The 11549-nt window shown below is 73.5% G+C and carries 8 protein-coding genes; 5 read left to right on the top strand and 3 right to left on the bottom strand.

Annotation, left to right across the window (positions count from 1 at the left end; genetic code table 11):
• Window positions 1-260 precede the first annotated feature (260 nt).
• Complete coding sequence (locus ACFW9D_RS35260; RefSeq protein ID WP_384629020.1) at window positions 261-2903, top strand: TIM-barrel domain-containing protein; 2643 nt, start codon at window positions 261-263, stop codon at window positions 2901-2903.
• A gap of 184 nt (window positions 2904-3087) precedes the next feature.
• On the opposite strand, the gene ACFW9D_RS35255 is transcribed toward ACFW9D_RS35260, so the two are convergent.
• The gene (locus ACFW9D_RS35255; RefSeq protein WP_188335938.1) at window positions 3088-3339 is read right to left on the bottom strand and encodes a hypothetical protein; all 252 of its coding nucleotides are present in this window, start codon (window positions 3337-3339) and stop codon (window positions 3088-3090) included.
• Between the two features lie 922 nt (window positions 3340-4261).
• Here ACFW9D_RS35255 and ACFW9D_RS35250 point away from each other — a divergent pair.
• On the top strand, window positions 4262-5362 hold the full coding sequence (locus ACFW9D_RS35250; RefSeq protein ID WP_384629017.1) for a type VII secretion protein: 1101 nt from the start codon (window positions 4262-4264) through the stop codon (window positions 5360-5362).
• 20 nt (window positions 5363-5382) lie between these two features.
• On the opposite strand, the gene ACFW9D_RS35245 is transcribed toward ACFW9D_RS35250, so the two are convergent.
• Window positions 5383-5907 carry a hypothetical protein gene (locus ACFW9D_RS35245; RefSeq protein WP_384629014.1) on the bottom strand — a complete coding sequence of 175 codons (525 nt, stop codon included), beginning with the start codon at window positions 5905-5907 and terminating at the stop codon, window positions 5383-5385.
• A gap of 208 nt (window positions 5908-6115) precedes the next feature.
• Here ACFW9D_RS35245 and ACFW9D_RS35240 point away from each other — a divergent pair, with 208 nt between their 5' ends.
• Window positions 6116-8155 carry an ATP-binding protein gene (locus ACFW9D_RS35240; RefSeq protein ID WP_384629011.1) on the top strand — a complete coding sequence of 680 codons (2040 nt, stop codon included), beginning with the start codon at window positions 6116-6118 and terminating at the stop codon, window positions 8153-8155.
• The gene (locus tag ACFW9D_RS35235; RefSeq protein WP_384629008.1) at window positions 8149-9684 is read left to right on the top strand and encodes an ABC transporter substrate-binding protein; all 1536 of its coding nucleotides are present in this window, start codon (window positions 8149-8151) and stop codon (window positions 9682-9684) included. The genes ACFW9D_RS35240 and ACFW9D_RS35235 overlap by 7 nt, the downstream gene beginning before the upstream one ends.
• Before the next feature lie 36 nt (window positions 9685-9720).
• Here the strand turns inward: ACFW9D_RS35235 and ACFW9D_RS35230 are convergent, their stop codons facing one another.
• Entirely contained in the window at window positions 9721-10458 is a 738-nt protein-coding gene (locus ACFW9D_RS35230) for a Mut7-C RNAse domain-containing protein (RefSeq protein WP_384629005.1), read from the bottom strand.
• A gap of 129 nt (window positions 10459-10587) precedes the next feature.
• Between ACFW9D_RS35230 and prcB the strand changes: the two genes are divergently transcribed.
• Window positions 10588-11415, top strand: a complete 828-nt coding sequence (prcB, locus tag ACFW9D_RS35225; protein ID WP_384629002.1) for a proteasome subunit beta — start codon at window positions 10588-10590, stop codon at window positions 11413-11415.
• The last annotated feature ends 134 nt before the right edge of the window (window positions 11416-11549 follow it).

Raw genomic sequence — 11549 nt, 5'->3', positions numbered from 1 at the left:
GCGGGGGGGCGCCCCCCCCCGACCAAGTGAAGCGGGGCGTCCCCCGTCTACGGGGCGAGTTAGTCCGCCGGCGCCCATCGGCGGGGGCCGGGGGGGGGCCCCGGTGGGGGCCCCCCGCCCCCCCTTCCTGCGCTTTCGGTTGACATGAACCTGCGTGACGCGGAAATCTTCACTCCGACTCTTGCGCGAAGCTGCACGCTGGCCGCAAGTTTCAAGCACAAGTAAACAACTGCTGGTCGTTCTGAGTGGAGACGCGCCACATGCGACAACCGCACCAACGACAACCGCACCGCAGAGCCAGAGCCCTCGCCGCCTGGACCACCACCGCCCTCGCGGCGGCGCTGCTCGCGGCGCCCGCCCAGGACGCGGGCGCCGCCACCCCCGGCAGCGGCAGCCTCGACGCCGAGCACAAGAGCGTCACCTGGCAGAGCCCCACGTACGCGGCGGGCACGGTCGACAGCCCCTCGAAGTGCCCGACGGCCGCCGAGGATCCGGACGGCAAGGTCTGCGACCGCTTCGACCTGAAGGTGTCCGTCCCGGACGGGTACTGGGACGACAATCCCGAGGGCGGCGTCCCCGTCTCGATCGAGTGGGCCGAGCGCCCCACCGACGACTTCGACATGTACATCTACGACGACGCGGGCAAGCAGGTCGCCTCCAGCGCGGGCACCGCCGACCCCGAGGCGACCGTCATCCCGAAGGCGAACGGCACGTATCACGTCGTGGTCGTGCCGTACGACGTGCACGACAACTCCTTCGTCGGCAAGGCGTATCTCCCCGAGACCACCGACGCGGGCGATCTGACCGCCTTCGAGGGCGGCGACGGCCGGTACGAGATCGCCGCCGGCGGGCTCAAGGCCCGCGCCGACTTCCTGAAGGGCGGTCAACTCCGGCTCCAGGCCGATCCGTCGGGCTCCTTCAGCGACCCGGCCGGCTCGCAGATCGTGCGCGAGCAGCCCGCCCTGAACACCCGCACGTCGTCCTTCGACGCGGGCGCCTACTACGGCATCCGCTCCGCCGACGCCGTGCTGCGCGTCTACAAGAAGCCCCTGCGCTTCGGCCTGTACAAGGCGGACAACAAGACCCGCGTGTGGCAGGAGGACAAGCCGCTGCGCTGGTCCACGGGCGGCATGCGGCAGAGCCTCCGGCGCGCCGCGGACGAGCAGTTCTTCGGCGGCGGCGAACAGAACGGCTCGTTCTCGCACCGGGACAAGACGGTCCGCGTCGCCAACAACACGGACTGGAACGAGGGCGGCTACCCCAACTCCCAGCCGTTCTACCTCTCTTCGGCGGGCTACGGCGTCTACCGGAACACGTTCGCGCCCGGTGTCTACGACTTCGGCCCCTCGGTCCACACCGGCCAGCAGGAGCGCCGCCTCGACGCGTACTACTTCCTCGGTGACGCCAAGCAGGTCATCGGCAAGTACACGTCGCTCGTGGGCAAGCCGTTCATGCCGCCGGTCTACGGCCTCGAACCGGGCGACGCCGACTGCTACCTCCACAACGCGAACCAGGGCGAGCGCCACACCCTCGACTCCCTGAAGGTCGCCGACGGGTACGTCCAGAACCAGATGCCGCTCGGCTGGATGCTCGTCAACGACGGATACGGCTGCGGCTACGAGAACCTCGCCGAGACCGCCAAGGGCCTCCAGGAGCGTGGCGCCCAGCTCGGCCTGTGGACGCAGGACGGCATCGACAAGCTCGCCGACCAGGTCAAGGCCGGCCAGCGGGTCGCCAAGCTCGACGTCGCCTGGGTCGGCAACGGCTACGGCATGGCCCTCGACGCCTGCGACCGGGCGAAGGCCGGCATCGAGGACAACAGCGACGCGCGCGGCTTCGTGTGGATGCCGGTGTCGTGGGCGGGCGCCCAGCGCTGTGCCGTCCTGTGGTCCGGCGACCAGAAGCTGTCCTGGGACTTCGTGCGCTGGCAGATCCCCACGTACGCGGGCGCGACACTGTCCGGCATCGCGTACAACACCGGTGACGTGGGCTCCATCTACTCCCACGACGCCAAGATGTACGCGCGCGACCTCCAGGCCAAGACCTTCCTGCCGGCCATCATGACGATGGACGGCTGGGCCCGGGACCTGACCACCGGCCAGAAGATCAACCAGCAGCCCTGGGTGGACGGCGAGCCCTACACGTCCATCAACCGCAAGTACCTCCAGCTGCGCGAGCGCCTGATGCCGTACCTGTACACGCTGGCGAAGCAGGCCTCCGACACGGGCGTCGGCGGGGTCCGGCCGCTGTGGCTGGAGTACCCGGACGACCCGGCCACGCTGGGCGCGAACGCCAAGTACGAGTACCTGGCCGGCGACGACTTCCTCGTCGCCCCGGTCTACAAGGACTCGGACACGCGTGACGGCATCTACCTGCCCAAGGGCACGTGGACGGACTACTGGACGGGCAAGCGGTACAAGGGCCCGACGACCCTCGACGGCTACCACGCCCCGATCGACACGCTCCCCGTCTTCGTGAAGTCCGGGGCGATCGTGCCGATGTGGCCGAAGGGCACCACGTCCTGGAAGACCCGGGACAAGGCGCAGCTCGGCTGGGACGTGTACGCGGACCGGGGCGGCCGGAGCGCGTACACGCTCTACGAGGACGACGGGGTGACCCGCAAGTTCGCGAAGGGCGAGTCGGCGACGCAGCGCGTGACCCTGGAGTCGGACCGGGACGGCACGGTCCTGAACGTCGGTGGGAGCAACGGCGGTTACACGGGCAAGGCCACCCGACGCGCGTACACCTTCACCGTGCACGGGGCGCCGGAGCCGCACCGGGTGACGGTCGACGGACGGCCGCTCCCGGCCGGTTCGTGGTCGTACGACGCGGCGAAGGACGTGACGACGGTCCGCACGGCGTCCCTGCCGACGGACCGGTCGTTCACGGTCCGCCTGAGCTGAGCGAAGGGGTGTGCGGGGCGGCTCGCCCCCCACACCACAGTAGGCGCGCGCGGACTCATGCCAGCCCGCCAGCCGCGCGCGTGTCTGCCCGCGCGCCCGCCCCCCCGCGCCCCCGCCGCGCGCGCTCGCGCGCGCGCTGCGCGGGGCGGGGGGGGGGGGGGGCGCCCCCCCCCCCCCCCACACCTCAGTCGGCGCGCTCGGACTCGTGCCAGCCGGCGTGCAGCGCGCGGTACTCCTCGGCCGTCGCCTTGGGCACGAAGGTCCCCGGCCCGAACATCGCCTTCGCCAGCCGCGCCCTGACCCGCTGCCGGAAACTGAACCCGCGCGCGCCGCCGGGCTCCAGCGCGTAGGCGACGGGCTGCTCATGCGCCGTCAGCCGATAGAGCTCCCCGCGCGACAGCGGCTCCTGCACCTCGACGACCTCACCGCGCGCCACCCGCCTCCCCCGACGGAACAGGAACCACCGATACCCCGTAGTACGCCTGCGTCCGCCCATGCGACTCCCCCTCGGGGCCGATGCGTCCCTCCCAGGGTAGATCCGCGCAAGTCCGGCGGACAGAGGGCGGCGCGAGGCCGTCGGTGCCGGCGTCGGGGTGTGCGGTGTGGGGCTCACTATCTGCTGAGGGTGGTGAGGGGACGGTGAGGGAAGGGGGGTTTGCCTCTGCGATGTGGGGGCGAGCGATAGGATTTCGCGTCCAGCGGTCCGTTCGGGGCCGCTGGTGGTGTACGTGAGTCAGACGGGACCGGGCAGGGGCGCAATGCGGGGGTCAGCCGATGAGATTCGCCGTTCCGACGAGGACGGGTGTGCTGCGGAACCGATTCTTCGCGAACGGGCCGAATCAGCTGAGCCCGCTGAAGCGGCCGAACCGGCCGACGCGGCGGGTGCGATGAGCGCCGATGAGTCCGTTGAGCCCGATCAGTCCGTTGAGTCTGTTGAGTCCGACGAGCTCGGTGGGGGCTCCGGCGGGAAGTCTCCACTCCCCGTCCGCCGGCCGGACGAGCAGCGCCCCAACCCGGGTGACCGCAGCCTGAAGCGCAAGCGGGCGGAGGGTGCGTCCGCCGATCCGGCGCCCGAAGCGCTGCCCGGTGAGGCCACCGTGCGGCCCGCCGTGCCCGAATCCTTGCTGGCCTCGCTGAAGTCGCTGCCGGACGAAGCGGCCGAGGCCACCGCACCCGCCCCGGATCCAGCCCCTGCGGCCTTGGACACGGCGCCGCCGGCCGTGCCGGAATCGGCGTCGGACGCCGCCCCGCAGTCCGTACTGTCTTCCTTCGCGCCCCAGTCGCACGACGCCCCCGCGCCCTCCGAGACCCCCGGTGTTCCCGGGGACACGGTAGGCGCGCCCGAGCCGGAGGATGCCGTGCCCGCCGAATTCGCCGCCCCGGTGCCGCCGGAGAATCCGCCGCCCGTGCCCGTGGCGGCGCCCGCACCTGTGTCCGCGCCCCAGGTGCTTCCCGTGCCGCCGCCTCCGGCCCCGTACACGACGCACCAGGCACCCCCGGCGACGGCCGCCGTGCCTGCGGTGCGGCCCGGGGCCGAGCTCGCGTTCCCGGCGCCGGAGTCCGTGCTGACGGTCGATCCGCGGCTCGCGCCCGCCGCGGGCAAGCCGCTCCGTGGGGATTCCGTGGTGCGGCGTACGGGCCGGTCGATCCGGCGGATCACGTCGTCGGACGCCGAGGAAGGCGCCCGGCTGCTGCGCGACCTCCAGCAGCCGACCGGCATCGGCCGCCTCGTGGCCGTGACCTCGATCCGCGGCGGCGTCGGCAAGACGACCGCGGCCGCGCTCGTGGCCCGCTCGCTCCAGATGCACCGCCAGGACCCGGTGCTGGCGCTGGAGGCGGACGCCGCTCTCGGGACGCTCGCGGTGCGGCTCGGCGCCGAGTCGGTGCGCTGGTCGTGCGTGGAGCTGGCCCGGATCCTGACCCCGCGCATGGACCTGCTCGACATCACGGGCTATCTGGTGCCGCTGCCGAACGGCGGCTGGCTGCTCCCCGCGAGCCGGGGCCGGGTCGGCCCGCCGCTGGACGTGCCGACGTACCGCACGGTCACCCTCGCCCTGCGCCGCCACTTCGCGGTGACGGTCGCGGACTGCGAGACGCTGCCCGGCGAGGTGGCGCGGACGGCGATGGACACGGCGCACGCCCGGATCGTGGTCGCCCCGATGACGGTCGAGGGCGTGGGCGGCACGCGTGTGGTGCTCGACTGGCTTGCGGGTCTGCCGAAGTCGGCGCTGCCGTCGACGGTCGTCGCCCTCACCTCGGGCGCCCCGGACCAGAATCTCGACCTGTCCGCGGCCGAGGCCCATCTGCGCGAGACGGGCGTCGGCGTCGTGCACCTGCCCTACGACCGGCACCTCGCGGCGGGCGGCCCGATCCAGCCGGAGCTGCTCGCCGAGTCCACCCGCCGCGCGGCGGTGCGGCTGGCCGCGGAGGCCGTGCAGCGGGCGGTGTGGGCGCCGTAGCGCCCCCGTGACCGGCAGGGTCAGCAGCCCCGGCCGATGGGCTCGAAGCTGACCTTCGCGTGGTCCTGTGCCGAGTTGACCTCGCTGTAGACGGACCGCTGGACGTGGAACCAGGCGTCGTCCCGGCCCTTCTTGCCGCCGACGTCGTCGAGCCGGACGCACCAGCGCTCGGGGCGCACGACCCGGGTGTACGTCTCGGTGCCCTTGCGCACCCGGTCGCAGTCGCGGACCTTCTTGGTCGTGTACCAGGTCTTGGTGCGCCCGTTGGTGCGCTTGGTGTGCCGCACGCGCTTGGTGTCGTAGTCGCACTTCTTCACGTAGTGCGGCCGCTTCCCCTTCGCCGTCTTGCGGGTCTGGTGGCGGACGGCGTCGCGCAGGCCGGTCACCTTGTCGCTGTCCGCGGGGCGGGCGTACCCGCTGTCGGTCTTGCCCCCGCCGCGCGCGTCCGCGCCCTTGTCCGAGCCGGAACCTCCGCCGCAGGCCGCGAGCGCGGCCACGAGCACCATCGTCAGTCCGGCGAGGGCCGAACGTCGCTTCAGGGCCATATCTCCTCTTGCTATACACGCCGTCAGGAACCGGCAGCGTAGCCGATGCCTTCGAGGCACCCGCCGCCGCCCCGGATCGGGAAACTCCGCGCTTGCCTTCGATCATCCGAATAACCTTGCGAGGAAAGGGAATTGAAGAGTTCTCGCACGGGTCGGCAGGAGTCGGCCGGGGCCCGCGGGGGCGGGTGCGGCCGGTGGGGGGAGCGGGGTGGCCGAAGACACAGGGGCGACGGGTGGCGGGGCGGGCCGGTCGGAGCGCGACGCGGCGGTGCGCCGGCGCGTCGCCGACGAGATCGACCGGCCGCCGGGACCGCTGCGCCCGCTGCCGGTCCTCGTGCTGCTCGGCGAGCGCGGCAGCGGCAAGTCCACGCTCACCGCGCATCTGCGCGGCTGGGCCCGCCGGGTGCCGATCGCCGCGCTCGATCTGGAGCCGATCGGCGAACGCGGCGGCACGCGGATCGACGTGCTGACGGAGCTGGCCTTCCAGCTCAGCGCCCGCCACGACGACCTGCCGCAGCTGTCGTTCCCCGCGCTCGGCTCACTTCTCGCCGCGGTCGGCACGGCCGTGGACGCGCGCAGCCGCGAGCGGGCGGTGCGCGACATGGCGGAGGCGCTGCGCGAGGGCCGGGCGCGGGAGTACGCGTACGAGGATCTGCTCGGCATCGCGGACACGGCGGCGCAGGCCGCGGGGCTGCCCGGCTGGACCTCGGCCGTCGTGCCGCTGGTGCAGGGCGGCCTGCGCTCGTGGCGCGGCCTCAAGCTGCGCCGGCGCTTCGCCGAGACGTCCGGGACGGCGCCGGGGCGCGGCGGCACGGCCGACTTCCTGGTGGGCGTGAACCGGCTGTACAACGGCTATCCGGCGCAGCGCGAGGAGGCCGAGCGGGTGCTGCTCGACGCCTTCCTCGCGGACCTGCGCGGCGCGTACGCGTCGAGCCGCGCCGACCGGCTGCGCACCACCCACTGCCTGGCCCTGCTCGACAACGCGGACTCCCCCGTCGGCGAGGCCTTCCTGCAACTGCTGCTCGACGCGCGCGAGCGCGCCCGGCGCCCCGACCCGCTGCTCGTCGTGGCCACGGCCCGGCGCCGTCCGGAGGCGCTGGTGCGGGCGGAGACCGGCAGCGGCCGCCGCCCGGACTACGGGGACAGCTGGCCGCAGCAGGGCGAGTTCGCGCCGCTGGACGCGGGGCCGCTGCGCGCGGGCCGGCTGCGGAACCTGACCCGGCGCGAGGTGGAGGAGCAGGCGGCGGCCACGGTGGACACGCTGCCGGCCGGTTCGGTCCTGCCGCGCGCGGACAACGCGGTGCAGTGGCTCGGCTGGATCGTGCACGAGCTGACGCGCGGCCATCCCGCGGGCACCGCCCGGGTCCTGGACGTGCTGCGCCGGATGCCGGCGGGGCTGCCGTGGGACGAGCGGGTGCGGCAGTGCCTGGCGCCCGCCGACGGCAGCGTGCGCCCGGAGCCGGTCCTCACGGCGGGCCCCGATCTCCTCGATCGGCTGCTGCGGGACTGCTCGGGGCAGCTGCTGCGGGTGCTGCCCCGGGCCGCGGCGACGCTCACCCTCGGCCGCGCCGAGACCTGCGAGCCGCTGTGGGAGAACCAGGAGTCGGTGCTGCGCGAGTTCGTGAACCTGAGCGCGGACGATCTGCGCACGGTGCGCGAGCCGGAGGAGGGGCTGCCGGCGCTGCCCCGGCTGACCCGGTTCCTGCTGCTGCGCCGGCTCGACGGGGCGGCCGGCCCGGACGACGACGCGGGGACCTGGACGGGCGCGCACCGCGCGCTGCGCCGGGCCGCCCGGGATCGCGGCGATCTGCGCACGGTCGCCTACCACGATCTGGCCCTGGGCGATCTGCCCGCCGCCGTCGACTTCCTGCGGGAACGTTTCGACGAGACGGGCGCCGACGCGTGGTGCGCGGACCTCGCCTGGATCCAGCGCGCCCCGGCCCGCTGGGCGGGCGCCCCGCCGGAGTCCGCCCGTGAGCGGTACGAGCGGCTGGTGGGGGTCGCCGAGGGGGACGCGGCGCGGCGGGCCATCACCCGGCTGCTCACCGCGGGGTGGATCACCGCGCACCCCCGCCCGGAGGGCGGCGCGCCGCAGCCGTACGCGGACCCGCTGGGCGACCCGTACGCGGAGCTGTACCCGGACATCGCCGAGGAGTTCCTCACGCTGCGCCGGCCGATCGGGGACGAACACGACCGCCATGTGCTGCTGCGCATGGCCCAGCGGTACGAGAGGAAACCGTGGTGGTAGACGAGAGAGGGTTCACGCCACGGCGGCCGCGGCCGCGCCGCTGGCCCTGGGCGCTGCTGTCCGCCGTGGTGCTGGGCGCCGGGGTGTGGCTGCTGGTCTCGCTCCTCGGCGAGGACGGGTCCGGGCACGGCAAGGAGTGCGCGCCGGGCATCTACGAGACCGGCCCGCGCAAGGAGTGCGTGGGCGTCTCGGACGGGTCGTTCGTCTTCGACGACTCCCTCAAGGACGTCATGGCGAAGATCGAGAAGGAGAACGCGCGGGTCGAGGAGTCCGGCAAGAAGTACGTGTCGGTGGTCTACGTGGAACCGCTGACGACCGTGCCGGGCGAGGAGGAGACCAAGTACGGGCTGCGGGCCGAGCTGCTCGGCGCGTATCTCGCGCAGCGCCGGCTCAACGACCCGGACCTGGGCGGCGGCCGCGGCGACCTGCCGCAGATCCGGCTGCTCGTGGGCAATCTGGGGCTGCGTTCGGAGCAGTGGAAGCCGCTCACCGAGGAGGTGATCGCCCGCTCGAAGGGCGAGGACCACGTGGTCGCGGTGGCCGGGTTCGGGCAGAGCCGCGGCGGCACCGGCAAGGCGGTCTCGGAGCTGCGCAGGCGGGGCATCCCGATGATGGGGGCGACGGTCACCGCGGACGGTCTCGCGGACACGGCGGACCCGGGCTTCTTCCGGGTGTCGGCGCCCAACCGGGACCAGGCCTCGGGGGCGGTCAACTATCTGCGCGAACAGCAGAAGAAGCACCCCGGGTACAAGGTGGCGGTGATCCGGGACCGGAACACGGACGACATCTACAACACGTCGCTGTACCGGTCGTTCCAGACGGCCGCGCAGAACCGCGGGCTGAAGCTGGAGGGGGTGCCGCTGGAGTTCCTGTCCAGCACGGACGGGGTGTCGAACGCGTTCTCGTCGGTCGCCGACAAGGTGTGCGCGCTCAAGCCCGACGCGGTGTTCTTCGCGGGCCGGGGCCTGAACATCCGCAACTTCATCAACTCGATGTCGGCGCCGGACCGCCGCTGCACGGTCACGCTGCTGACCGGCGACGACGCCCTGGGCGCGTACTACGGGGCGAAGGAGAGCGAGGCGCGCCGCGCCCGGTTCCGTACGGAGTGGCAGGACAGCCGGGTGACCGTGCTGTACACGGCGCTCGGCCACCCGGCGCTCGCGGGCGAGCTGTACGCGAAGGAGAACGATCCGCTGCCGGACTTCGTGGAGCTGTACCGCGCCGAGTTCGGCGGCAGCGCGCAGGCCGTGAACAAGGCGCTGGAGGACGGCCAGTCGGTGCTCGGGCACGACGCGGTGTGGTCGCTCGGCATCGCCGTACGGGCCGCGGCGGGCCCCGACGGCAAGGGCCAGGTGAACCCGGGCGCGACCCTGCAGATGCTGCTCCAGCTCGGCGGCAGCGAAGCGGTGTCCGGCCTGAGCGGCCCGCTGTCCTTCGGCTCGGACGGCAACCCGGACGGCAAGCCGATGGCGCTGGTGCGCATGGAGCCGAGCGGGACGTACACGTTCCGGCAGGTGCTCAGGCCCTAGGGCCCCGCGAGCCCAGCCGGATCCGAAAGAAGGGCCCTAGGCACGGGCGGGGCCGAACTCGGCGAGGGCGTCCGCCACCATCGTCTCCAGGCGGGCGTGGTGGGCGCCGCGCCAGTAGACGCGGCTGCACTCGGTGCAGGCGGCGAACACGTCGTAGGTCGCGCGGGTGCCGCCCTCAAGGCGGTCGGCGACGTCCTCCTTGCTCGCCTCGGTGAGCGGCCCGTTGCACGCGGTGCAGCGGGTCCACGGGCGCAGCTCGGGGGCGAACCGGCCGAGGATGTCGCGCAGTTGCTCGTCGGGCTGGTCGCTGTAGACGTAGGCGCCCGCGAACAGTTCGCGGCGGCGCAGCAGTCCGCGGTCGCGGCTGAGCAGGACGCGCCGCTCCTCGGCGGAGCGGGTGGCGAGGGCGGGGTCGCCGATGTCGACGGCCTCGTACGCGGCGTCGACGCCGAGCAGCCGGAGCCGGCGGGCGAGGGTGCCCAGGTGCACGTCGAGCAGGAAGCGCAGGGGCGCGCCGGGCACCTCCTGAGGGCGGTGGACGGGGAGCACCTCGACGCGTTCGCCAGCCGACGGGACGTGGGCGGTGGGCACGTCGTGGCCGTCGACGCGGAGCGTGCCGGCCTCCGTGAGGGGCACGCCGAGCGACTCCACGACGTGGCCGAGCGTGGACACACCGTCCGTGACGAGCGGCGCGGGTTCGCCGGAACGCCACTGCGCGGGCACGAAAAGCCCCAGTTCGGGGGCGACTTGGACGAGGATCTCCGGACCGTTCATCGGGACAGAATGCCATGCCGGGGCGGCGGCCCGCCGGGGATGTCCCGGGCGGGCGGACAGGTTCGCCGGGCGGCGCGCCGGGGAAGGTCCCCCGGAGGCCTTGGGGACGAACCGGAGGGCGAGGGACGGATGACCGATCACACGCAGGGGCTGCCGGCCGTGTTCCTGGACGCCGACACGTCGTCGTTCACGCGGTTCGCGGAGCGGGTCGCGCCGCACTCGCTGCCGTGGAGCGGGGTGACGGGCCCGGTGCGGGACGTGCCGCACGGCACGACCGTGCTGGCGCTCACCTTCGAGGGCGGCGTCCTGATGGCGGGCGACCGGCGCGCGACGATGGGCAACGTGATCGCCCAGCGGGACCTGGAGAAGGTCAACGCGGCGGACGAGTACACGGCGGTCGCGTTCGCGGGAACGGTCGGTCTGGCCAAGGAGCTGGTGCGCCTGTTCCAGCTGGAGCTCGCGCACTACGAGAAGCTGGAGCGCCGCCCGCTGAGCCTCAACGGCAAGGCGCAGCGGCTCGCCACGATGATCCGCGAGCATCTGCCGCAGGCCATGCAGGGGCTCGCGGTGATCCCGCTGCTCGCGGGGTACGACGAGGCGCGCGGTGTGGGCCGGATCTTCAACTACGACGTGGGCGGCGGCCTGTTCGAGGCGACCGCCTTCCACGCCGACGGGTCGGGGTCACCGTACGCGCGGGGCGCCCTGAAGAAGCTGTACCGGCCGGGACTCTCGGCGGCCGACGCGACGACCCTGGCCGTTCAGGCCCTCTACGACGCGGCGGACGACGACTCGGCGACGGGCGGGCCCGATCTGAACCGGGGGATCTATCCGTCGGTGGCCCTCGTCACGGAGGCGGGCTACCGCGCGGTGCCGGAGGACGAGGTGCGGGCGGTCGCGGAGTCGGTGGTGGGGGCGCGCGCGTCTTCTCCCGGGGGGCCTCGGGCGCCGCTCGTGTGAGGCGTCGCGGGGCCTGTTGCGCGGGTGCGGGTGGGTGGGGGCTGGTCGCGCAGTTCCCCGCGCCCCTGAAGGCGAGCGGCTTCGCCGCTCAGCCTTCATCCTGTCGGGTATAAACATCTCCGAGCCCCCGAGAC

The sequence above is a fragment of the Streptomyces sp. NPDC059524 genome (assembly GCF_042749255.1).
Classification (GTDB): domain Bacteria; phylum Actinomycetota; class Actinomycetes; order Streptomycetales; family Streptomycetaceae; genus Streptomyces; species Streptomyces xanthii.
Note: the sequence above shows the minus strand (reverse complement) of the source record. Positions and strands in the feature narration are given on the sequence as shown.

Coding starts and splice junctions, on each gene's coding strand:
- ACFW9D_RS35260 (WP_384629020.1), top strand. CDS start 261: ATGCGACAACCGCACCAACGACAACCGCACCGCAGAGCCAGAGCCCTC.
- ACFW9D_RS35245 (WP_384629014.1), bottom strand. CDS start 5,907: ATGGCCCTGAAGCGACGTTCGGCCCTCGCCGGACTGACGATGGTGCTC.
- ACFW9D_RS35230 (WP_384629005.1), bottom strand. CDS start 10,458: ATGAACGGTCCGGAGATCCTCGTCCAAGTCGCCCCCGAACTGGGGCTT.
- prcB (WP_384629002.1), top strand. CDS start 10,588: ATGACCGATCACACGCAGGGGCTGCCGGCCGTGTTCCTGGACGCCGAC.